At 70.4% G+C, this 22,321-nt stretch carries 20 protein-coding genes and 1 pseudogene; 12 read left to right on the top strand and 9 right to left on the bottom strand.

Annotation, left to right across the window (positions count from 1 at the left end; all coding sequences use genetic code 11):
- Positions 1-88 precede the first annotated feature (88 nt).
- The 3 genes from IPG68_01675 to IPG68_01685 are packed head-to-tail and all read right to left on the bottom strand — an operon-like array spanning position 89 to position 3,052.
- Positions 89-1,516: an aldehyde dehydrogenase family protein gene (locus IPG68_01675; protein ID MBK6762055.1), complete on the bottom strand. Its 1,428-nt coding sequence runs from the start codon at positions 1,514-1,516 to the stop codon at positions 89-91.
- Positions 1,517-1,568: 52 nt separating this feature from the next.
- Positions 1,569-2,819, bottom strand: a complete 1,251-nt coding sequence (locus tag IPG68_01680) for an MFS transporter (GenBank protein MBK6762056.1) — start codon at positions 2,817-2,819, stop codon at positions 1,569-1,571.
- A 23-nt stretch (positions 2,820-2,842) separates the two neighbouring features.
- On the bottom strand, positions 2,843-3,052 hold the full coding sequence (locus IPG68_01685; GenBank protein MBK6762057.1) for a hypothetical protein: 210 nt from the start codon (positions 3,050-3,052) through the stop codon (positions 2,843-2,845).
- Between the two features lie 36 nt (positions 3,053-3,088).
- On the opposite strand from IPG68_01685, the gene IPG68_01690 reads away from it, so the two are divergent.
- A complete protein-coding gene (locus IPG68_01690) occupies positions 3,089-3,880 on the top strand; it encodes an SDR family NAD(P)-dependent oxidoreductase (GenBank protein MBK6762058.1) in 792 nt (263 codons plus the stop codon).
- A gap of 1 nt (position 3,881) precedes the next feature.
- Here the strand turns inward: IPG68_01690 and IPG68_01695 are convergent, their stop codons facing one another.
- Positions 3,882-4,886 carry an EamA family transporter gene (locus tag IPG68_01695; protein MBK6762059.1) on the bottom strand — a complete coding sequence of 335 codons (1,005 nt, stop codon included), beginning with the start codon at positions 4,884-4,886 and terminating at the stop codon, positions 3,882-3,884.
- A gap of 39 nt (positions 4,887-4,925) precedes the next feature.
- On the opposite strand from IPG68_01695, the gene IPG68_01700 reads away from it, so the two are divergent.
- Positions 4,926-5,468 (top strand): CGNR zinc finger domain-containing protein, encoded by a 543-nt coding sequence (locus IPG68_01700; GenBank protein ID MBK6762060.1) that lies wholly within the window; start codon positions 4,926-4,928, stop codon positions 5,466-5,468.
- Positions 5,469-5,507: 39 nt separating this feature from the next.
- Here IPG68_01700 and IPG68_01705 read toward each other — a convergent pair whose 3' ends face one another.
- Entirely contained in the window at positions 5,508-6,059 is a 552-nt protein-coding gene (locus IPG68_01705; GenBank protein ID MBK6762061.1) for a hypothetical protein, read from the bottom strand.
- 38 nt (positions 6,060-6,097) lie between these two features.
- Here IPG68_01705 and IPG68_01710 point away from each other — a divergent pair, with 38 nt between their 5' ends.
- The 7 genes from IPG68_01710 to IPG68_01740 all read left to right on the top strand — a co-directional run bounded on the left by IPG68_01710 (position 6,098) and on the right by IPG68_01740 (position 14,340).
- Positions 6,098-6,577, top strand: coding sequence for a hypothetical protein (locus IPG68_01710; protein MBK6762062.1), 480 nt, complete (start codon positions 6,098-6,100; stop codon positions 6,575-6,577).
- A gap of 6 nt (positions 6,578-6,583) precedes the next feature.
- Positions 6,584-8,923, top strand: coding sequence for a type 2 lantipeptide synthetase LanM family protein (locus IPG68_01715; GenBank protein MBK6762063.1), 2,340 nt, complete (start codon positions 6,584-6,586; stop codon positions 8,921-8,923).
- 97 nt (positions 8,924-9,020) lie between these two features.
- The gene (locus IPG68_01720; protein ID MBK6762064.1) at positions 9,021-9,422 is read left to right on the top strand and encodes a hypothetical protein; all 402 of its coding nucleotides are present in this window, start codon (positions 9,021-9,023) and stop codon (positions 9,420-9,422) included.
- 556 nt (positions 9,423-9,978) lie between these two features.
- Positions 9,979-10,209, top strand: coding sequence for a hypothetical protein (locus tag IPG68_01725; GenBank protein ID MBK6762065.1), 231 nt, complete (start codon positions 9,979-9,981; stop codon positions 10,207-10,209).
- A gap of 1,046 nt (positions 10,210-11,255) precedes the next feature.
- On the top strand, positions 11,256-11,831 hold the full coding sequence (locus IPG68_01730; protein ID MBK6762066.1) for an ATP-binding cassette domain-containing protein: 576 nt from the start codon (positions 11,256-11,258) through the stop codon (positions 11,829-11,831).
- Entirely contained in the window at positions 11,828-13,345 is a 1,518-nt protein-coding gene (locus IPG68_01735; protein ID MBK6762067.1) for a hypothetical protein, read from the top strand. Before IPG68_01730 ends, IPG68_01735 begins: the two co-directional genes overlap by 4 nt.
- Positions 13,282-14,340 carry an ATP-binding cassette domain-containing protein gene (locus IPG68_01740; GenBank protein MBK6762068.1) on the top strand — a complete coding sequence of 353 codons (1,059 nt, stop codon included), beginning with the start codon at positions 13,282-13,284 and terminating at the stop codon, positions 14,338-14,340. Before IPG68_01735 ends, IPG68_01740 begins: the two co-directional genes overlap by 64 nt.
- Positions 14,341-14,455: 115 nt before the next feature.
- On the opposite strand, the gene IPG68_01745 is transcribed toward IPG68_01740, so the two are convergent.
- Complete coding sequence (locus tag IPG68_01745) at positions 14,456-15,277, bottom strand: hypothetical protein (protein ID MBK6762069.1); 822 nt, start codon at positions 15,275-15,277, stop codon at positions 14,456-14,458.
- Positions 15,270-15,935, bottom strand: coding sequence for a hypothetical protein (locus tag IPG68_01750; protein ID MBK6762070.1), 666 nt, complete (start codon positions 15,933-15,935; stop codon positions 15,270-15,272). Before IPG68_01750 ends, IPG68_01745 begins: the two co-directional genes overlap by 8 nt.
- Positions 15,936-16,173: 238 nt before the next feature.
- On the opposite strand from IPG68_01750, the gene IPG68_01755 reads away from it, so the two are divergent.
- Positions 16,174-16,593, top strand: a complete 420-nt coding sequence (locus IPG68_01755; GenBank protein MBK6762071.1) for a hypothetical protein — start codon at positions 16,174-16,176, stop codon at positions 16,591-16,593.
- Positions 16,594-16,649: 56 nt separating this feature from the next.
- Here IPG68_01755 and modA read toward each other — a convergent pair whose 3' ends face one another.
- Positions 16,650-17,417: a molybdate ABC transporter substrate-binding protein gene (modA, locus tag IPG68_01760; protein ID MBK6762072.1), complete on the bottom strand. Its 768-nt coding sequence runs from the start codon at positions 17,415-17,417 to the stop codon at positions 16,650-16,652.
- Positions 17,418-17,818: 401 nt separating this feature from the next.
- Positions 17,819-19,296: pseudogene (locus tag IPG68_01765) on the bottom strand (alpha-L-fucosidase).
- A gap of 182 nt (positions 19,297-19,478) precedes the next feature.
- Between IPG68_01765 and IPG68_01770 the strand changes: the two are divergent.
- Positions 19,479-20,027 (top strand): TetR/AcrR family transcriptional regulator, encoded by a 549-nt coding sequence (locus IPG68_01770; protein MBK6762073.1) that lies wholly within the window; start codon positions 19,479-19,481, stop codon positions 20,025-20,027.
- Positions 20,024-22,282 (top strand): molybdopterin-dependent oxidoreductase, encoded by a 2,259-nt coding sequence (locus IPG68_01775; GenBank protein ID MBK6762074.1) that lies wholly within the window; start codon positions 20,024-20,026, stop codon positions 22,280-22,282. The genes IPG68_01770 and IPG68_01775 overlap by 4 nt, the downstream gene beginning before the upstream one ends.
- The last annotated feature ends 39 nt before the right edge of the window (positions 22,283-22,321 follow it).

Consider the following 22,321-nt stretch of genomic DNA (forward strand, 5'->3'; position numbering starts at 1 on the left):
GCCGCGTTGGAGGATGGTCACCGCGTTGGAGAACGCACGCGTGGGACCTCCCACGTCGTGCACGATCTCCAACCTCGCGACCGGCGCGTCAGGCCAGCGGGGTCTTGATGATGACCAGGCGCTCCTCGGTGAGTTCGCGGATGGCCCAGGCCGGTCCCTCGCGGGTGTTGCCGGAGTCGCGCAGGCCGCCGTACGGCATGTGGTCGGTCCGGTAGGTGGGCACCTCATTGATGAGCACGCCGCCGTAGTCAAGAGTGAACGCGGCCTGCATGGCGGTGTCGATGTCCGCGGTGAAGATGGCCGCCTGCAGACCGTAGCGGGAGTCGTTGGCCTCGGCGATCGCCGCGTTCACGTCGGTGAAGCCACGCACGACGACCACCGGGCCAAAGATCTCGTTGGCGCACACGTCGTCGGTGGGATCGGCGTCGACCAGCACGGTCGGGCGGACGTGACCCTCGGGCGTCCGGTCGCCGCCCACCGCCAGTGTCGCGCCGCCTGCCATGGCGGCATCGATCCAGTTCCCGACCCGCTCGGCCTCCGAACGCTGGATGAGCGCCGAGACATCCGTGGCCTCGTCCAGGGGGTCGCCCACGACCAGCGTCTTCACCTGCTCGACCAACTCGGCCACGAAATCGTCCTTGATCGCGTCGTCGACCAAGATGCGCTGGGTGGAGATGCAGGACTGCCCGGCGTGCGAGAAGCCGGCCACCTTCACCGCGGCCGCCGCTGCCTTCCAGTCCCCATCCGCGCAGACGATCAGCGGGGAGTTGTTGCCCAGTTCCAGGCCGACGCGCTTGCTCGGGGCCGCCGCGCGGATCCCCCAGCCCACCTCCGGGGAACCCGTGAACGAGATGTGGGCGACGTCGGGGTTGTTCACCAGCGCATCGCCGATCACCGAACCCGGGCCGGGCACCACGCTGAGCATCTCCATCGGCAGCCCGGCGTCGAAGAGCGCCCGGGCGAGGTGCAGCGCTGATAGCGGGGTCTGGCTCGCGGGCTTGTTCACCACTGGGCAGCCGGCGGCGATGGCCGGGCCGACCTTGTGCGCAACGAGGTTCAGCGGGAAGTTGAACGGTGAGATGGCCCCCACGACCCCGATGGGCACGCGCAGGACGAAGCCGAGGTGACCGACCCCGGCAGCGGCTGCGTCCATCGGGATCATCTCGCCGGTGAAGGTGCGGGCCTGGGCCGCGGAGAACTGCAGCGTGGACACCGCCCGCTGCACCTCGACGCGGGCCTGCTTGATCGGCTTGGCGGCCTCCCGGGCGAGATCAACGGCGATCGACTCTGCCCGCTCGGCCAGCAGCACCGCCGCCCGGTCGAGGATCGCCGCGCGTTCGTGCGTGGGTAGCGGCCCGTCCTCCAGCGCCCGGTTGGCCACGGCGACGGCTCGGTCGACGTCTGCGGCGCTGAACGCGGGGACTTCGGCGATCACCGCGTCGTCGAAGGGGGAACGGATCTCACGGGTGGTGTCGCCACGGGTCCACTCACCGGCGACGGGGAACTCCAGGGTCATGACCCGACTGTAATCCGGCGGAGTCGGCCCGAGCCCGAAATCGCGGCAGAGGTCAGCCCGTCCTTGACTCCCCTCGCCCAGGTACGGCGCGCAGGGACGGCATCGCCACCAGTCCCAGCAGCACCACGACCGGCACCGCCGCCGCGGCACACAGCGCACCGTAGGAGAACTCCACGACGATCAACCCGGCGACTGCCCCGCCCACGGCTCCCGCCACGTTCATGACGAGGTCGGACAAACCCTGCACGGACGGGCGTTCCGTCGGTTCAGCGTCGTCGGTGAGCAAGGTGGATCCCGCGATCAGGGTGCAGGACCAGCCGAGGCCGAGCAGGAACAGGCCGATCCCGAGGGTCACCACGTCGTCTGCCGGCGCCAGGCCACTGACCACCGTGGAGACCAGCAGGATCACGCATCCGACCACGATCACCTGGATCCGGCCGAACCGGTCGACGGCCCAGCCCACCAGCGGGGACAAGGCGAACATGCCAAGCACGTGCACGCTGATGACCAGTCCGATCAGCTGCAACGACACGTCGACGTGGGCCATGTGGACCGGGGTCATCACCATGACCATGATCATCACGACGTGGCCGATGGCGACCGCGACGATCCCCAGGACCGCCCGGCGGTGCCGGCGCAGGTGCGCGATGCCGTCGCGCAGGCGGGACTTCTCGAGGTCGCCGTCGCGTTCGGCGGCGATCGAGTGGGCCAGCAGGTAGGGGTCGGGCCGCAGTCGCCAGAAGAGCACGGCTGATGCGGCGGCCAGCACCGCGGCGGCGACGATGAACGGTCCGGTGAGTTGTGGCAAGCCGACCCGCATCGCCAGCGATCCCGAGAACTGCAGGAGGTTCGGGCCGAGGACCGCGCCGATCGTGCCGGCCCAGACGACGATCGACAGTGCGCGGCCGCGGTGGTCCTCGTCGGCCAGATCCGTCGCGGCGTACCGGCCCTGATACCCCGCGGCGGTGGACACCCCCAGCAGCAGGCACCCGAGCAGCACCACGGGCAGAACCCGGGCGGCACCTCCGATGACCGCCACCACCGCACCGAGCGCGCCGATCGCGTACCCGGTGGACAACGAGACGCGGCGGCCGTGGGACAGGGCCAATTGCGCCAGCGGCAGCGCCAGCAGCGCCGCCCCCACCACGCCGGCGGTCTGGGCCAGGCCGGCGGCGCCCTCCCCGCCCAGGGACGCGGCGATGAGTGCCGCGGCGGGCAGAGAGCCTGCCACGGCGATGCCGCTGAGCATCTGCGTGACCGACAGGGTGCCGAGGGTCCTGCGTTGGACCGCCCGCACTGTCACCGGGCTGAGGCTCGTCGCGGATGTCAGCGCACTGCCCGCAGACGCTCGCGCCATTCCGACGCACGCGCCTGATCGCCGGCACGCTCGCAGATGTCGATGATCAGGGCGACGGAGGCTGGATCCCCCGCCTGCGCCCCCATCAGCACCTCGCGGTAGGCGCCCGCCAGGTCACCGGCCATCAGATGGATGGTCGCCATGTTGGTGCTGCAGGCACTGCCCGAGTCGCAGGACATGACTCCACGGTACCCGCGCCGTCGTACTGTCGGGGCATGGCAGACAACGCTGGGCGACGCGTCTTGGTGACCGGCGGCGCCTCCGGGCTCGGCGCGGCCCTGGCCGCGGCCTTCCTCGAGCGCGGCGACCGGGTACTCGTGTGCGACCTGGTGCCGACAGCCGCTGCGCATCGGCGGCTGGACGTGACCTCCGATGCGGACTGGGCGGATGTGGCGCAGTTGGTGGACCGGACTTGGGGCGGGCTCGACGTCCTGGTCAACAACGCCGGCATCGCCACGGGCGGGCGCATCGACGTCGCGGGCATGGACGAGTGGCATCGCGCAGTGGAGGTCAACCTGCTGGGGGCGGTGCGCGGGTGCCGAACCTTCGTGCCGGTGTTCAAGGCCCAGGGGGGCGGGACGATCGTCAACATCGCGTCGCTGGCGGGGTTGGTCCACCCGCCGGCGATGGCCAGTTACACCGCGACGAAGGCCGGGGTCGTCGCGCTCAGCGAGACCCTGCGGCACGAGTTGCATCCGTGGGGAATCACCGTGGCAGTCGTGTGTCCCGGCTTCTTCCGGACGAATCTCGCAGCCTCGGTGGACAGTGCCGATCCGCTCACTGCGGCATTGACCACCGGCCTGATCGACCGCTCCGCGCTGACCGCCGACGACATCGCGGCCGAGGTGCTCAGGGGCCTCGACACCGGGGAACACGTGATCCTGCCCGATGCGGAAGGCCGGGCGGCGGTAGCAGCGAAGACCCACGCCCGTGACCAGTACGACCAGCAACAGTTCGCTTTCGCCGAGAGCATCAGGACGCGGTCGGAGGGTCCGGCTCGGTCGTGAGTCAGCCGGCGGGACGCTGGTGTTCCCGCGGGACGGCCTCCACGAACACGTCGTCGATCTCGCCGGTGCTCGTGGTCGTCAGGACCTCGCGCTCCCCCAGCTTCACCACGACAACGCCGCCGAGCACGAGCAGAGCCCCGAGCAACTGCACAACCCGCGGCTGCTGATCCAGCAGGACCCAGGCGAATGCCAGCCCCGCGGCCACCTCGGACAGCGCGACGAAGGACGCGAGCCGGGAGCCGAGGTGCCGCGCCGCGGCGATGCCGGCCACATACGCCAGCGCCGCGGTGACCAGGCCGAGCAGGAGCACCGGCACCCACCAGGGCACCGTCCCCACCGCGAAGACCACCGGCGCGGTCGACATCGTCACGGGCAGCACCCCGACGGCGGCGGTCACCCAGAACACCACCGTCGCGAACACCAATCCGCCCGCGGCCAGGGTGATCGGAGGGATCCCGCTGTCGTCGTCGGCGGAGATGACGAAGTAGGTGGCGGCCCCGACCATGGCTCCGAGCGCGAACAGCACGCCCACGGCATCGACATGGGCGCCGCTGAGGACATCGAGCAACAGGACCAGACCGGCCGCGGCGATCGCCGCGCCGACGAACGTGAGCGGGCCCGGTCGCTGGCCGCGAGCGGCCCACATGAACAGGACCACCGCCACCGGCGCGGTGTACTCGATGAGCAGCGCCACACCGACATCGAGTCGCGAGACCGCCAGGAAGTACAGCAGCTGCGCGCCCGCCACGGCGAGCAAACCGTAGACCGCGATGGTGCCGGCGTTCGTGACCAACAGCCGGGTGCGTCCGCGCACGGCCAGCAGCCCGGGCACCACCAGAACCACAGCGGCGATCGTCACCCGCATCGCCACAGCGGCCGCCGGCGACCAGCCCGCGTCCATCAACGCCCGCGCGAGCGACCCGGAAAGCCCGAAGGAAACGGCCGAGGTCAGTGCCAGCAGGATCCCTGAGCGGGTGCTGCGTCCGTCAGGAGCGTAAGTGCTCATGACTCCTGACATTACGCCCACTTCGGGTAAGGTGTCAATATGCCTTTCGCTCCTGACACGGAAGAAGCGCTGGGCGCTGCCGTGTGGCTTGCGAACTCAGCCGAACCGCCCGACACCCTGACCTCGCTGGAGGCTCTGGTCGCCCACTTCGACGAGTGGGGCTACACCGGTTCCCGCCCGGACACCGCGGAGTTGGCAGCGGTCCGGGAGATCCGCCCGCGCCTGCGCGAACTACTCACCGCGGACCGGGACACCGCAGTAGGGCTGATCAACACGATCCTCGCCGAACAGCGTGCCGTGCCCCAACTGCTGCGCCACGACCATCTCGACTGGCACATCCACGCCATCTCCGAGGACCGTCCGCTGCACGAGCGGATCCTCGTGGAGACGGCGATGGCCATGGTCGACGTCGTCCGTGCCGACGAGATGACCCGACTGCACACGTGCGCGGCGCAGGATTGCGACGGGATCGTCCTGGACCTCTCCCGCAACCGGTCCCGGCGCTTCTGCAGTACGACGTGCGGGAACCGGGAGGCGCAGGCCGCCTACCGCGCCCGGCAGTCTCAGATCACCCGCACTTGAGCGTGCAACACACGTTCTCCCACGGTGCCGCCCACTGCGCTAGCGGACCGCCCACAGTCGCGTGGTGCGGAAAGCCGAGTACCCGTCGATGGACGGCGCCCGCAAGGTCACGCGGACGAACAACTTCTTCGCCGTGCCGGTCGTGCGGATGATCACCTGCCGGACCGGGTCGTCAGGCGTGCGTACCGGCGCGACGAGCCCTTCGCGGTGCGCTTCGTCCCCCATCGCACGGAGACCTTCGCCGTCTGTCCTGCGTTGGTGGCCACCGGTCGCTCTTTGATCACGAGTCCAGCCTGTCACGGCCGCGCGGGCCGGGGGCGCGGCAGTCGGGGCGTCAACGGTGAGTGAGCCGTCGAGGTACCAGCCGAGACCGCGGCTGGGGTCGAGGAAATCCCCGGCGAGGGCGCAGAGGTTGCCATGCAATGCCGGTGCATCCGACGTCCCAGCGACCGCGAACGTCTTCGCAGCCGGGTCGTAGGCGCGGCCCAGGCCCCCGCCGATCAGATCGCTGCCGGCAGAGGACATCGTGGTCGCGCCCTTGATGGTGCAGGACCCGAGGATTCCGCCGTTGACGGTCGCCTCGTACGGCACGGACAGGGGCCCGCGCCGTCGACGAACAAGCCACGTGGATGGAGGACCTGACTGCCCTTCGCGAGGCGATCCGTGGGGCGAACACTGAGGAGGACCCCGCTCTTGCGGAACTCCCCTTCGCCGCGCTGCTGTCACCGATGGTCGCCCACACGTGGAACCGGCTGGGACGTGATCCGGCGTGGGGGCCGTCGGCGCAGACCGCCCTGCGGCGGGATCTCGGGCGTCGGCTCGCGGAGGTCGGTGCCGCAGCGCTGTTCGCCGACTTCTCCGCCACGCGCCCGCAGGGTGTGGCCCTGCAGTCCCACCTCGGGGTGGGGCGCGGGGGTGACAGGGCATTCGCGCCTGGTGCCGGGCCCGGTCCACCGACGGGCTCGACGCGGTCCTGCAGCACTATCCGGTTCTCGGACGGTTACTCGCTGTCACCACCCGCTCCTGGCAGCAGAGCACCGCGGACCTGCTGGAGCGCGTCCAGAAGCTACCGGCCCGAGATCGCCGCCGTCTTCGGGATCCCCTGTTGACGCCCGATCTCCGACATTCGGCCAGGGCTCAGCGACCCCCACCGCGGCGGCCACAGCGTGGCCGTTCTCGACTTCGCCTCCGGTGACCCGCTGGTGTACAAACCCAAGGACCTGCGTCTCGAGCAGCACTTCCAGCGGTTGGTCGCCGGCGTCAACCGGCACTTCCCGGACCACCCGCTGCATGAGGTGCAGGTCCTTACCGGCGACGGTCCGTACGGCTTCACCTCGTTCGTCGCCCATCGCCCCTGCCCGCGCGAACAACTCCCGGGCTTCTACGTCGCGGCCGGCCGACTGCTGGCATTGCTGTACCTGCTCGGCGCCACGGACGCCCACCCCGAGAATGTGATCGCCGCCGGATCCAGCCCCGCCCTGATCGACTCCGAGACCCTGTTCCACACCGACACGTCAGGCGAGCCCACCGGCATGTTGAGCGATTCGGTGTTGCGGACCGGCCTCTTGCCCGGCTGGCTGCTCATCGGACCACAACAGGAGGCCTACGACCCGAGCGCGCTGGGCGTGAGCGTGCCCGAGGACGCCGCGGCAGCCCCGGGCTGGGCACATGTCAACACCGACGACATGATCTGGACGCGGGTGCCTCGCCAGACCTCCGTGCCACCGTCGCTTCCCGTCGACGACCCGGCCGACAACCCGCTGCCGGATCACGTGGAGCACCTGGTCGCGGGCTACCGGGACATCCACCTCGCCTGTGCCGAGCCGACCTTCCGCGACATGCTGCTGGATTCGGTGACCGGCTGCCGGGGACTGCCGCAACGACTGGTCCTGCGATCGACGCGGATCTACGGTGTGATCGGGCAGCGCGCCCTGTCCGCGCGGGCGCTGACCAGCGCGAACGCGCGGGCGTTCGAACTGGAACGACTGTCCCGGGTCGCCCTCGTGGGCGGCGAGCGCGACCCCGCGTGGGCGGTGTTCCAGGCAGAACTGCACGACATGGAGAACCTCGACGTGCCGTACTTCGAACACGAACTGGGCTGCGACGTCGTGGTAGGCGCGCTCGGTCCCATCAGCGGTCTCGTGACCGGTGACGCCACCCGGGTTGCGGCCGAACGCATCCTTGCGCTGGACGCCGGGGAACTGTCCTGGCAGGAACACCTCATCCGGGGGTCGGTGCGGGCGCGCTTTCTGGACGCCGACCAGGACACCGCACCACCGGCGACCAGGCAGGCTGCGCCCCTGGCACCCACCGTGCCCGCACTGCTCGCGACGATCGAACGGGCTGCCGTGCGGCGACAGGCCGGGGCGCCGCCCACCTGGCTGACTCTGTCCCTGCTGCCGGACGGCAAGCACCTCCAACTCGGGACGGTGGGCGACGGCTGGTACGACGGCCGCGCCGGCATCGCAGCGGTGCAAGGGTGGGCGGCCACCTGCGGTGATGACCCGGCGCTGACGCGACAGGCGGCGCAGACGGGGGAACCGGTGCTCGAGCGGCTGCGCCACGCCGACCCTCACACGCGGTCGCGCTACCTGCGCGCCCTCGGTCCCGGAGCCACCGGGGTGGGCGGACTGTTGCGCTGGCTGGCACCCGGCGACCGTGAACACCTACTGGCGGACGTCCCGGCAAGCCTCATAAAGCGTGACCGGACCTACGACGTCATCGGCGGGGTGGCCGGTCTCATCGGGCCACTGGCCGCTGCGGGGTTCCCGCGACCGGACTGCGGCGGCGGCCGCCGAGCACCTGGCGCCGGGCAACTGCCGAACGGTGGGTGGCCCTCACGGATGGGATCGCGGCCACTGACGGGCTTGGCCCACGGAGCGGCGGGGTGCGGTCTGGCTCTGCTGCAAGCGGGAGCCGTCCTGGGGCGCACCGACCTAGTGGACGCGGGGGCGGCGGCGTTCGACTACGAGGCCCGGCTGTACGACGAGCAGTTGGGGAACTGGCCGGACTTCCGCGATCAGCGGGTAGGGACGGTGCCGATGGTCGCGTGGTGCCACGGGGCCGCCGGCATCGGTCTGAGCCGGGTGCGGGCTCTGCAGATCCTTCCGGAGCACCCCGATGCCACGACGTGGCAGGAGCACCTGCGCGCCGCGATGACCACGACCGCCACGGCACCGCCCACAGCCACCGACCATCTCTGCTGCGGGTTGACCGGGCGGGCGGCGGTGCTGCGGATCGCAGGCAGGGCCATGGCCGAGCCGCAGTGGTTGGCTGCCGCCGACGATCTGACCACGGTTGTCGCGGACCGGTGCGCCGCCACCGGCCGGTTCCGGCTACCGATGGACATCCCGGCCGAAGGCACCTGCACCGGGCTGATGACCGGAGTCGCGGGGATCGCCGCCCACCTCCTGTCGCTGTCCGTGCACGACGACCTGAGCGCCCTCCTGCTCTGACCTCGCTCAAGGCGGTCCACAGGATGGCCGACCCAGAAGGTGTGCACACCTGGCGCCGTGAGACTGCGCCCACCGTTCCGGTCGGGGGGGTGACGCCATGACCGACACCCGCTCCCAGCCCCCCGGCAGCCCGATCTACCGCTCCACCGCGGTCCGCTCGGTGGAATCCAGCGAACGTCTCGATGAACTCCTGCCGGTCACCTCATCACGGGTGTGGCTGCTGGCCGTGGCGGCCGTGGTCCTGGTGGTGGGGCTGGTGACGTATGCGGCCATCACCCCGCGCAACGTCACTGTCTCCGGTGAGGGCCGGGTGGTCGGCAAGCAGGGTGTCACCCTGGTGACATCCACGGCGGCCGGTCAGTTCGGGCGCGTCAGCGTCGCCGAGACGGCGGTCAAGGCTGGTCAGGTCGTGGCGGAGGTGATCTCGGGGCCGATCCATCAAGCAGCGGCGCCCAGCGCAGGGGATCCGCTGGGTATCTGCCGCGCGGCGACCCGGTGAAGGTGGGTTCCTGGATCGCCGAGATCTCAATCGTCGACGACGGCCGCACCGCGCTGATGGTCGACCCCGCGGAGGCGGGCAAAGTCCAGGCGGGATGCCGTCAGGTGTCGGTCTGGCGGCCGGGCGCGGGGTGGTCGGGGACCCAGCGACTGTGGCGCGGCCGGGTTCCAGGAGGGGCCTCAGGGTGCTGAACCTCCCAGGGCCGCGGGTTGTCATCGCCGGGCCTCCAGCAGCCCGCACCCGGGGCGGGATCGACGGCACCGTGCTGGTCAGCGAGACCTGCTGAGCACAGCTGCTGGGCATGTCGTGAGCACACCGCGTCCGGCACCGACCCCCGCCCGCCGCCGGGCGCGAACCCCCGCGCCTGCAGATGGAGGCCCCGAGTGGGCGCCGCCTCCTAGGCATCGTGCTGGCGCACACAGTGGGTGGGCCTCGCGGAACTCCGGGACGCCTGCGGGATCTCCAGGACGGCAGCAACGCCGGGCGGTCAACGCCGCGATCCCTACGGGCTGCAGGTGTCGGCGCGCCGCTGCGAGCCGGAGGTTGAAGCCCACCCATGCCGGCCATCATCTTCTGGCGTTTCCAGCACTTCCTCGTGGTGGAGGGGTGGTCGCCGGACGGCTGGTACCTCAACGATCCGGCTGGGCAGACGACCTGTGCGCCGGAGGGTTCGACGGTCGTTCACAGGCATCGCCTGCTCATGACCCCCGGCCCGGCTTCCAGCCCGGCGGCCGCCCGCGCCATCGCCCGCCTCCCGCTACCTCGTCGGCTCGCGGACGGGTGCTGATGGCTTGCTCGGGCTGCTGTTGATCTCCGCAGATCCTCCCGGGCCTGGCCAGACTCTTCGTGGACTGGCTCAACGGCGGACCCGAAGTGCGGATGAGCACGCTGCTCGCCGCCAGCTGTTCGCCGCCGTCCGCGGGCAGCGCTGATCCGGTGGGGGCCATCGGGATGCGGCTGGCCACGAAACTCGCGGTCGTGCTCCAGTCGCGCATGGTGGCACGACTGCTGTCGCTACCAGCCGGCTTCCACGCAATGCGGGGATCCAGCACCCTCGCCCTGCGCGCGGTGCAACCGGGGAATGTCGCAGCCACGGTGTCGGCGGTGTTCTCCACGCTGGCGGTTGGGGTGGTGAGTAGTGCCACCGCGATCCTGCTGCTGCTGATCAGTTACCCGCCCGCCGGTTTGGTGGCGCTGGCCGCCGTGGTGTGCCTGATCGCGGCGCTGCTGCTGGCCTCGCGGCGGCGACGTGTGCTGGCAAGGCGGATGGTGCAGCAGCAGACGGATGTCGCGGCGGTTTCGGTCGGCACGCTCTCCCAGATCGAGGTCGTCAAGGCCGCCGGGCGCGAGGACCGCCACTCCCGCTGGTCGCGGCCCACAACCGCTACCTCGCCGCCGCGCAGGAACTCGGCGACGCAGCGTGTTCCCCAACCTGCTGCCTCTGTTCGTCATCACCGTGGGAAACGCGGCGGTCACCATCGTCGGCCTGATCGGGGTGACCCAGGGGCGTCTGACGACCGGCGGGTTCGTCGCGGTCATCACCCTGCTCGGGCTGGCGCTGGCCCCGGCGGCCACGATCGTCGGCCAGCTGCAGCAGGCCGAGACGCTCACGGGACAACTCGACCAGATCGACGACATCCTCAACACCGAGATCCCGGCCGAGCCGGTGGTGGGCTCCGAGCGCCCAGCGGTCCTGGCCGGCAGTGTGGAGATGACGGGCGTGACGTTCGGCTACGACCGCAGCAGGCCACCACTGCTCCTGGACTTCGCGCTGCACATGACCCCCGGCGCGCGGGTGGCACTGGTGGGGCCAGCGGATGCGGCAAGTCCACCGTGGCCCGCTTGCTCGCCGGCCTCTACGACCCGTGGGACGGCGAGATCCGCTTCGACGGCCATCCTCGGCAGTGGTGGCCGCCGGCGGTGCTGCACCGCAACGTCGCACTGGTCGACCAGGACCCAGTGATCTTCGAAGGCTCGTTCCGGGACAACATCACGCTGTGGGATCCCACCGTCGGCGAGGCTGACATCATCCGCGCGGCGATGGACGCGGGCCTGCACGACGACATCGCCCGGCGTCCGGGGTCCTACGACGCCGTTCTGCGCGAGGGCGGAGAGGACCTCTCCGGCGGTCAGCGGCAGCGACTGGAGATCGCCCGCGCCCTGGTGCGGGATCCGGCGGTCATCATCCTCGACGAGGCCACCTCCGCTCTCGATGCGGCGACCGAGGCGCACATCGATGCCGCCCTGCGTCGCCGGGGTGCGTCCTGCTTGATCGTCGCTCACCGCCTGTCCACAGTGCGCGACGCCGACGAGATCCTCGTCCTGGCAGACGGCCATGTCGTGGAACGCGGAACGCACACGCAACTGATCGTCCAGGACGGGCCCTACATGCGGCTGGTGACGGCATGAGCCTCGACACCGGCAGGACCATCGACGCCCGGGACGCGATGCACCTGGGGTCGTCGGACTGCCTGCGGGTCGTGGACGGGACGGTGCTGGTCTTCGTCGTGCCACGGGCCGGCGGCCGGCGCATCCCGGTCGTGCAAGTGACTGCCGGCCACACCCTCGTGGGTGCCGATCTCCCTGACGGCCACCTCGTTGCGACGGCGCTTCCCGGCACCCGCATCGAGCCGGTCGCAGCACCAACGGCGGATCGTGTCGCGCAGATGCAGGTGCTGGCCACTAGCGCCCTGGCAGCCGCCCGCTCCCGCGAGGCCGCCGCGGCGGAGCTGATCGCCGTGCAGGAACAGCACCAGCAACGGGTGATCGACGACGCCCTGCTCGGCTTGGCCGCCACGGTTCCCGGCGACCGCACGACGGTGGCGCGGTGGGACCTGTCCCGCGAGGCCACCGTCATCGCCTTCCTGGCCCAGCAGGTGGGACTGCATCCGGACCCGCTCGGGCTGCGGCGGGCCTCGACCGACGCCCAGGTCAGCGGCCGTGATCAGATCACGGCATTGGCAGAAGCGGCCCGGGCGTCCATCCGCCGGGTGGAACTGCCGGCGGGCTGGTGGCGCCGCGAGGGACCACCGCTGATGGTGTGGCCCGGCGAGCACGATGTGACCGCCGCCGTGTGGCGGCGGGGCCACTACCACCTGTGGCCACCGGATGCCGGACTGCGGGGCCGGTCGATGCGACAGTCGCCGGGGACCTCGGCGACGGGCCACGATCCTGAGCCGCTGCTCGATTCCCCCCGCCCCGCGCGACTGCGGGACCTGATCCGGCTGGGTGTGCGGGGCAGCCGGCACAGCATGCTGCTCGTCGGCGCGCTCACCGTGGTGGTCGGCCTGCTCGCGGCCGTGATCCCGGTCGTCACCGGGGCGCTGACCCAGACGGTGGCGAGCCAAACGCGTTCGACGCTGCTGGTCGTGGGCTGCGCGCTGGTGGCACTCGCGCTCGGGGACCTGCTGGTGCGCGCCGTCCGGTCGTTCGCGTTGCTGCGGATCCGCGGCCGCGCAGTCGCCATCACCGCGTCCGCGGTCTGGGACCGGATGCTGCGGCTGCCCATGTCGTGGCACAACAAGGGGACTGTGACCTCGCGCATGACCGATGCCAACGCGGTGGACGTCGCGTCGATGTCCGTCCCCGACACCGCGATCACCGCGCTGCTCGACGTGGCCGCGGTGGGCGGGGCGCTCATCGGGGTGTTCGCCGTCAGCCCGCCGCTGGCGTTCGGGCTCGTCGGGTTCCTCGCGGTCGGGCCTGGTGGAGTTCGGCTTGATCAAGCGCCCGCCCGCCTCACCCGGGAGGTGGTCGACGCGGCGGCGACAGCCAGTCGGTCGTGCTCCAGATGGTGCGCGGGGTCAACCAGTTGCGTGTGTCCGGGGCGCTCGGCCGGGCCTTCGCGCGCTGGGCGACGGTGCAGGCCACCGCAACCAGCAAGGAGGTCCAGCGCCGGCGACTGTCGGTCGTCCAGCAGATGACCGGCGCGTTGTGGCCGACCTTGGGACTCGCGGTGCTGTTCCTGATCACGGCCGCGGCCGGCGGCAGCATCGGGCAGTTGGTCACTGCGCAGACCGCCCTGACGGTGGCCACATCCGCCCTGGCCGCCGGGATCAGCGCGGTCGGGGCACTGCTGTCGGCGCGGGCGGTATTGCAGCGTGCCGACGACGTCATGACGTCCGCGCCGGAGTCCGGGACCGGGCAGGAGATCGCGGAGTTGGCGGGGGCCGTCGATCTGCGCGACGTGGTCTTCCGCTACCGCGACGACATGCCGGCGGTGCTGGACGGCGTGAGTCTGTCGATACCGGCCGGTTCCCATGTTGCGATCGTCGGCCCGTCCGGATGCGGCAAGAGCACCCTGCTGCGGATCGTGCTCGGCCTCGAGGAGCCGGAATCGGGGATCGTCTCGTTCGACGGCCGTGACCTCTCCGGCCTGGACCGGGCGTCCGTGCGCAGGCAGATCGGGACGGTGATGCAATCGTCGCAGCTGCTGCCCGGCACGATCCGGGACAACGTCGATCTCGGCCGGGGCCTGTCCGCGGACGAGATCCGGCATGCGCTGGAGGTGGCGGCAGTGGCCGACGACGTGGCGGCGATGCCGATGGGGCTGTCGACGGCTGTTGTCGAAGGGGCCAGCACGATCTCCGGCGGTCAGCGCCAGCGCATCCTGCTGGCGCGCGCACTCGCGGGCCGGCCCCGGATGGTCATCCTCGATGAGGCGACGTCCGCACTGGACAACATCAACCAGGCGGCGATCGTGGCCAACCTGGAGCGGCTGGCCGTCACCCGCATCGTGGTGGCGCACCGGCTGTCCACGATCGAGTCGGCGGACCGGATCATCGTGCTCGACCAGGGCCGGGTCGTGGAGCAGGGGACCTTCGAACACCTCATGGCCGCCGGCTGCCACCTCCGGGATCTGGTGGGCGCCAGCAGCTCTAGCGGCGGCCGCGGTGCGAAATCAGCGCACCACCCATAGCCGCGTTGTCCGGAAGGCCGAGTACTCGTCGGTCGCCGGCGCCCGCAGAGTCAGTCGGACGAAGAGCTTCTTCGCGGTGCCGGTCGTGCGGATGATCACCTGCCGGACCTCGCGGTCAACTTCGCCTTGGCCGACGAACCTTTCGCGTTGCGCTTCGTCCCACCGCACCGGGCCTTGGCCGTCTGCCCGCGTTGGTCGCCACCGGCCCGGTGAGCAGGACCGTGCGGCCCTTGCGCTTGATCCGACCCGGCCACTTCACCTTCGCGGTCTGGGAGCGTACCGCGGGGGTCGGCGTGGCTGTGGCCAGTGAACCGTCGAGGTACCAGCCGACGCCACGACCGAGGTCGAGGAACTGGTCGGCGTAGGAGCACAACGTGCCTTGCAGAGCCGGTGCGGCCGACGTCCCCGCGACTGCGAAGGCCTTCGTCGCCGGGTCGTACGCACGGCCCTGACCACCTCCGATGGCATCACTGCCGGCCGACGACATCGTGGCCGCGCCCTTGATGGTGCAGGATCCGAGGATCCCGGCGGCCACCGTCGCCTCGTACGGCACCGACAGGGTCACGGCGCCGTCGGAACCAAGGGTGCCGGTGATCGTGGGCCGGGCGACCTGCACGATCACGGGGACCCCGGCCAGCGAGATGGCCGGCCAGGTCTGCCCCGAGGCGGGCAGCGTCAGCACGCCGCCGCTCAGCGAACCGCTCATCGTGACCGCACCACCGGACGTGACATGCGCGTAGTAGACCGTCCCGTCCTTCGCGGGCAACGCCACGTAACTGCAACCGGGCACCACCGCCTGGGTCACCGGCGTGGCCTGGGCACAGGCGGGCAGGGTCACGGTGACCGGCCCGTCGGTGGGGGTGTCTGCCGTCGCCGGCGCGGTGATCGCCGTCGCGCACAACGCAGCGACGGCCAGGGGACAGCTGTTCTCATCCACTAGCCTCGCAGGTCGTTACCGCTTGTACTTCAGGGTCCCGGCGACTGTGAGTCGCGTGGTCGTCGCCGTCCACGAACGTCTGCTTGCAGTCGAACTTGAAACTCTTCTTCTTGTTGTTCCACTTGCCGTACAGAGGGGAGTAGCTCGACGGGGGCCGCTTGAGACCGTCCGGCAGGCACACGTTGCGCGTGTCGTTCAGGGACGTGCTGCCCAGCTGGTCGATGGGGTCGGTGAAGGTTCCGCCACACGAACCGGATCCGAAGTCCTGGTACGTGCTGGTGGAGGTCCCCTGTCCAGGAAGTGACGCGCGCACCGAAATCCCCTTCGTGCGCTTGTCGATCACCAGCACGTCCTTGTTGCCGTTGTACTTGCCTAAGACCGACGGGCTGAGGTCGGTCTTGCCCGAGCCCGAGGCGTTGGCCACCGTGGTCGACTCACAGCTGACCTGCCCGAACGTGTGGTCCCGCGAGATCCGGTTGCTCGTGTAGGTGTAGGAGTACGGTGCCTTGCCTCGCTTGAACACGTAGGTCCGCGTGAACTTCGGGTCCCGGACGGCCTTGACCGTCAGCGTGTGGTTCTCCTCGGTGGTGTCGTTGTGGGTGACGCGCGACAGGTCCGATGGGTCTCCCTCGTCCTGCACCGTGGTGACGATTGTCACGTCGTTTGCCCTCGACGGTCTGCTTGCCGCCCTTCATGGGCTAGCGCCCGGCAGGAGCGGCGAGGTCAGGGACAGCAGGCTGGCGCCGGCCAGGGCGGCGAGGGTCAGGGCAGGACGCGGGATCGACATGCCGGGAGTATAGGCCCGGTTGATCGGCGCGGAAAGGGGCCGAACGCGCTTGTCCACAGAATCGCGACGGGTACTTGTTGGCCGATCATCGGCGCCGCAGGCTGCTGCTATGAGCTTCGACGACCTCCCGGCCGACTGGCCGGACATGTCCCTGACCGACCCCGCACACATCGCCGACGTGCTGGATCTGTTCGTCAGCATGCAGGCGCGCTTCGACGGCGCGCTGTTCATCCTCGTGTGCGACGAGCAGCACCGTCCCGTGCAGCCGATCCAGATCGACGGCGTCCGCGGCGGGCCACCTGACGACGCGCACTCCCTGATGAGTGGGATGGCCCGCACCGTCGCCGAAGTTCAGCCACAGGGCAGCGTGCTCTGCGCGATCGCCCGCAGGGGCTCGCCGATGACACGTCGCAGCGACCTGGCGTGGCGGGACCACATCACGGCGGCGTTCGGCGAGCACATGCCGGTGATCGGTGTCCATGTCGTCACCCCGGAGGGTTCCCGGCTCATCCACGCCGCGGCCGCGTGAGCGGGTTTCCAGCCCCCCTGGTGGTCGGAGCCGAGGATCGGTGCCGGGGGCCTGCGTCACGGCGTCCCGAAGCCGGCGTCGGTCAGGACCTTCTGTCCCTGTGGGCTGAGCACGTGGGCCTGGAACGCCTCCGCCAGGGTCGCGTTCGTGCTGGCCTCCAGCACGCCGATCGGGTAGATGTTCACGGCGTTGTCCGAAGCGGGGATCTCGACTCCCTCGACCGCGGCCCCGGCCGCCTGGACGTCGGTCACGTACACGACACCGGCGTCAGCCTCCCCCGACGACACCTTGCCGAGGACGTCGGCGACCGAGTTCTCCTCACTGACCGGCGCCAGGTCCACACCGGTGTTCTCCTCGACCGTCACGGTGGCCGCGCCGCAGGGCACCTGCGGGGCGCAGACGACGACCGTGGTGCCCGGGTCCGCCAACGACGCGAACGAGGTGACACCGGCGGGGTTCCCCGGTGGGACCGCGATCTCCATCGAGTTGGTGGCGAAGACCTCCGACTCCCCCGCGATCAGCCCGTCGGAGACCGCCTCGTCCATCGTGGCGGGGTCCGCGGAGGCGAACACGTCCGCCGGTGCCCCTTGCAGCAGTTGCGCCACCAGGTCGGAGGATCCACCGAAGGTGAACGCGACCGTGGCTCCCGGGTGGCTCGCCTCGAACTGCTCGCCCAGCCGGGTGAACGTCTTCTGCAGCGACGCCGCGGCGAACACCGTCACCTGCGCCCCTGCGGGCGGGGGTTCGCCGGGGCCTGCATCGCCGGTGCATCCGGCCAGGAGTGCGAGCGCGGCGGACCATACATTCGCAGGTTTGCACGCAATTGCGGCCTTGGCACCGCAGGTGCGTCATACGTGCCATGGCCGGTGCGGCCGGGCTCACGCGTCCTGCGGACTCCTCCCCAGCGCGGCGAGGGCCGCGAGCACCGCAAGGTCGGCGACCACAAGCACCAGCCCCCAGCCCGGGTAGCCGGAGCGCGCTCGGGGCCAGGGCCGCACCGATGAAGACCAGGACCTCCACGCCGGTGCGCACGGCCGGGTGCAGCGCGACCCGCGCCTTCGGGGAGAGGAAGACCCCCCACACCGCGGCGACCAGCAAGGCCACCGCGATCCCGGCGAGCACGCCCACCGCGCCACCGCCGGCCATCGCGTACCCCCACGCGAAGTACCCGCCAGCATCGTCAGCTCCAGGGCGAACCGGATCGCAAGCACCGCGGGCAGCGTCATCAGCCCTCCCACCGCGCGGTCGGGCCGAGTTCCAGCGCGTACGCGGCGCTGACAGGCACGCGCGCGGGCAGGGTGATGACCGGCATGCCGTCACCAGCACGCACCGGCAGGCCTCATCCACCCCGAGCATCCGCACGGTCGGCGCCGCCACGGTCACCCCGCGCAGCCCGACCTCCCGCACCCCCGGCGGGTCGATCAGCAGCGCGTACACGCAATCGTCGCGGGTGGTGAACCGCACCTGGGTGCCCTCGGTCGTGGTCGTCGCGGCGACCTCCCACGGCCGGGTGCCGTAGATGGCCGGACCGTTCACGGCCAGCCAGGCCCCCAGGCCTCGCAGCGGCACCTGCTGTTCCTCGGGGATGTGGCCGTCGGGTTGCGGGCCGATACCGATCAGGAGGTTGCCGTTCTTGGAGACCACGTCGCACACCATCCGGATCACCTCCGTGGCCGTGATGATGTCCTCGGGCCGCTCGTTGCGGTTGGCGCCGAAGGAGTGCCCGACCCCTCGGGTCGCCTCCCACTTCTTCGTCTGGATGTCGCCGAACGACGCGTACTCCGGCGTGCGGAAGTCGTAGTGCGTGGAGGCGGGGAACGTCAGGCTCTTCGCGTCCTCGGGGAGCATCTTCCACCCCGCCTGGATCAGCGATCCCACCCCGCGCACCAAGGCGTCGGCGAGCGGGTTCCGCGCCATCTCGGGCTGGAGCCAGCGGTCGTTGACCACGCCGTCCGGCACCGTGTTGTAGTACTCGGCGAACAGCGCTGCCAGATCGCCCTTGGGCGGCCAGCAGATGTCGTTCCAGAGCACGGATGGTGCGTACCGCTCGATCAGCTCGCGCACATGGCCGGTCGCGTACTGCGCGTAGTCCTCCCCAGGTGGCACCGCCAGCGCTGAGTCGGCGGGATTCGCCAGTAAGGCGTCGTTGAACGGCCAGTCGTAGCCCCCGGAGTAGTACAGGCCCATCCGCATACCACGCTCGCGCACGGCAGCCGTCACATCTCCCACGAGGTCGCGGCGGGCGTGGTAGTGCCCCTTGCGGGGATGCGCGAGGTCGGAAGGCCAGAGGGTGAAGCCATCGTGGTGCTTGGTCGTCAGCACCACGTACTGGGCACCCGCGGCCTGGCACACCTCCGCCAGCGCGTCAAGGTCGGCGCCCGCGGAGCGCCCATCGAAGTCGCCGATGAAGTCGTCGTAGCCGAACTGGGGGCCGAAGGTGTCGCGGTGGTGCCGCCACGTCGGGCTGCCCTCGATCCGCATGCTGTTGGAGTACCACTCCGCGTACGGGTTGTTGCGCAGCATGGCTTCTGGGCCCTGGGTGCGCAGCATCTCCTGGATGTCCGGGACCTGCGGCGCCCACCCGGGCACTGAATACAGCCCCCAGTGCAGGAACACACCGACCTTCGCGTCGTGGTACCACGCGGGGACCTGGTGCTCTGAGACCGACTCCCATGTGGGCTGGTAGGGCGAGGTCGGCGGCAGCGAAGGGGAGGTTCGGCCTGCGCGCAGCGAGCGGCGCCGCCATCCGCCTGCGGCCCCCGGATCGCATCAGGTCTCTGGGTGACCGCCGAATCGTGGCCCGCGTCCAGCACGGGGCCTGCTTCGGGCCTTGCTTAAGTGGTGTATGCCATACTCCAGATATGGCTGCTGGTACCCGCGACCGCATGCTGGACAGCACGGTGACCCTCATGCAGCAGCGTGGGGCGAATGCGGTCACCGTGGACGCGGTCCTCGCGCACAGTGGAGCGCCGCGCGGCTCGGTGTACCACCACTTCCCCGGCGGGCGCGACGAGATGATCCTCGCAGCGGTGACCCGCGCGGGCGACAACATCTCCGCGATGCTGTCACGGTCCGTGGCCGACGGCGACGCCGCGGATGCCATCACCGCCTTCATCGGCTTCTGGAAGACGACGATGCGCGAGTCGGACTACACGTCGGGGTGCCCGGTCATGGCGCTGGCCGTAGACAGGCGCAGTGACATCCCGGCTGCCGGTGAGACCGTCCGCATCATCTTCACCCGCTGGCTCAAGGCGCTGGAACGCAAACTGGTCGCCGAAGGCCGAACCCGTGCGCAGGCCCGGCGCCTGGCGACCGTCACCGTCGCGGCGATTGAGGGAGCACTGATCCTCTCCCGCACCACAAACAGCGTCCGGCCCCTCGAGGACGTGGCGACCGAGCTCCAGCACCTACTCCGGCCCGAGGAGACAGAATGACCACCGAAGCACCCTGGCATCCCACCGCCTGCATCCTGTGCGAGTGCAACTGCGGCATCGAGGTCCAACTCGAGGGACGATCCTTCGTCAAGATCCGGGGCGACAAGCAGCACCCGGCGTCAGCCGGCTACACCTGCAACAAAGCCCTGCGGCTCGACCATTATCAAAACGCCGACCGGCTCACCACACCCCTGCGCCGGCGCCCTGACGGCACCGTCGAACCGATCGACTGGGACATCGCGATCGCCGAGATCTCCGCCCGGCTGACCGCCATCCAGCAGCAGTACGGCGGGGAGACGATCTTCTACTACGGCCGCGGCGGGCAGGGCAACCACCTGGGCGGTGCCTACTCCACGGCCACCATGGCCGCCTACGGCGGCCGTTACCGCTCCAGCGCACTGGCGCAGGAGAAGACCGGCGAGTTCTGGGTCAACGCCCGCATGCTCGGGGCTCCGCACCGGGCCGACTTCGAACACTGCGAGGTGGCCCTGTTCATCGGCAAGAACCCGTACCAGTCCCACGGCTTCCCACGCGCCCGGACGGTCCTCAAGCAGATCGCGAAGGATCCGGCCCGCACCCTCATCGTCATCGACCCCGTGCGCACGGACACGGCCGATCTCGCGGACTTCCATCTGCAGGTGCGACCGGGCACCGATCTCTGGTTGCTCAGCGCCCTGGCTGCGGTGCTGGTCCAGGAAGAACTGGTGCACACCGACTGGATCGATGAGCACCTCGAAGGGTACGGCGCGGTCGAACCGGTCCTGCGCCGGATCCCGGTCGCTGAGTGCGGCCGGATCGCCGACGTTTCCGAGGACCTGGTCCGGCAGGTTGCCCGGCGGATCGCTCAGGCGGAGTCGGTGGCCGTGTACGAGGACCTCGGCATCCAGATGAACCGCAACTCCACCGTCGTGAGCTACGTCGAGAAACTCGTGTGGTTGCTGACCGGCAACTTCGGCAAGCCAGGCACGGCGTACGTTCCGTCGAACCTCTCCGCCATCGGCCGCGACCGCGGCAGCCCCGCGGGGGAGGGTCCGCGCAGTCCGGTCGTCGGCGCTCCCGTTATCAGCGGCCTGGTGCCCTGCAATGTCATCGCCGATGAGATCCTCACCGACCACGCAGCCCGCTACCGTGCCATGATCATCGAGAGTTCCAACCCGGCGCATTCACTGGCCGGGTCGGCCCGGATGGTCGAGGCCATCGACGCCCTGGACCTCTGCGTGGTCATCGACGTCGCGATGACGGAAACGGCCCGGCACGCCGACTACGTACTGCCGGCGCCGACGCAGTTCGAGAAATTCGAGTGCACGTTCTTCACGTTCGACTTCCCGCGCAACATCTTCCACCTGCGTCACCCCGTTCTGCCGGCACCGTCCGGGCTACTCACCGAGCCGGAGATCCACGCCCGGCTCGTCGAGGCCGCCGGCGCGTTGAGCGAGGACGACTACGCACCGCTCCGATCGGCCGCAGCGCAGGGCAGGGAGGCGTTCGCACAAGCATTCCTGCCACTGATGGCCGATCCGGTGATGCGGCGACTGGCACCGGTGCTGTTGTACCGAACGCTGGGTCCGACTCTTCCGGATGGCGCGGCCTCGGCGGCCGTGCTGTGGGCCGCGGCGCACCAGATGGCGATGGCCAATGCCGACGGCGTGCGCACCGCCGGCTACGGCGAGGGCCTGGCGGCCGGGGAGCGCCTCTTCGACGCCATCCTGTCCGGTGCCCACGGCATCGTCACGACCGACGACGACTACAGCGCCTCCTGGCAGCGATTGCCGCGCCAACGCATCAACGTCGACCTTCCGGAATTGCTCGATGTCGTGGCCGGGCTGGCAGAACAACCGGCGCCCCCGCCGGACCCCGACTTCCCGTACGTGCTCTCCGCCGGCGAGCGCCGGGCGTTCACCGCGAACACGATCATGCGCGACCCGGCGTGGCGCAAGCGCGACGTCTCCGGCGATCTGCGCATGAGCACCGCCGACGCGCAGGCCCTGGGGATCAGCAGCGGCGCCTCGGTACGTGTGACGACACGAGCCGGAACGACCGAGGTCCGCGTGCAGGTCACCGATGCGATGCGGGCCGGTCACATCTCCCTGCCCAACGGGTTCGGGCTGACCTCCCGTGGCACCCGTACCGGGGTCGCGCCCAACGACCTGACCCGCGCGCAGGACCGCGACGAGTGGGTCGGGACGCCGTGGCACAAGCATGTGCCGGCCCGGGTGGAGGTGGTGGCGGCCGCCGCGGGCGTGACCGGGCGATGAATCCCCCGCAGGGACCACGACTGATTCAGCCCCAGCGCG

It is taken from the genome of Micrococcales bacterium (assembly GCA_016703125.1).
Lineage (GTDB): Bacteria > Actinomycetota > Actinomycetes > S36-B12 > UBA10799 > JADKAV01.

Coding starts and splice junctions, on each gene's coding strand:
- IPG68_01755 (MBK6762071.1), top strand. CDS start 16,174: ATGAGCTTCGACGACCTCCCGGCCGACTGGCCGGACATGTCCCTGACC.
- IPG68_01695 (MBK6762059.1), bottom strand. CDS start 4,886: ATGAGCACTTACGCTCCTGACGGACGCAGCACCCGCTCAGGGATCCTG.
- IPG68_01700 (MBK6762060.1), top strand. CDS start 4,926: ATGCCTTTCGCTCCTGACACGGAAGAAGCGCTGGGCGCTGCCGTGTGG.
- IPG68_01685 (MBK6762057.1), bottom strand. CDS start 3,052: ATGTCCTGCGACTCGGGCAGTGCCTGCAGCACCAACATGGCGACCATC.
- IPG68_01710 (MBK6762062.1), top strand. CDS start 6,098: ATGGAGGACCTGACTGCCCTTCGCGAGGCGATCCGTGGGGCGAACACT.
- IPG68_01720 (MBK6762064.1), top strand. CDS start 9,021: ATGACCGACACCCGCTCCCAGCCCCCCGGCAGCCCGATCTACCGCTCC.
- IPG68_01675 (MBK6762055.1), bottom strand. CDS start 1,516: ATGACCCTGGAGTTCCCCGTCGCCGGTGAGTGGACCCGTGGCGACACC.
- IPG68_01690 (MBK6762058.1), top strand. CDS start 3,089: ATGGCAGACAACGCTGGGCGACGCGTCTTGGTGACCGGCGGCGCCTCC.
- IPG68_01770 (MBK6762073.1), top strand. CDS start 19,479: ATGCTGGACAGCACGGTGACCCTCATGCAGCAGCGTGGGGCGAATGCG.
- IPG68_01775 (MBK6762074.1), top strand. CDS start 20,024: ATGACCACCGAAGCACCCTGGCATCCCACCGCCTGCATCCTGTGCGAG.
- IPG68_01725 (MBK6762065.1), top strand. CDS start 9,979: ATGCCGGCCATCATCTTCTGGCGTTTCCAGCACTTCCTCGTGGTGGAG.
- IPG68_01735 (MBK6762067.1), top strand. CDS start 11,828: ATGAGCCTCGACACCGGCAGGACCATCGACGCCCGGGACGCGATGCAC.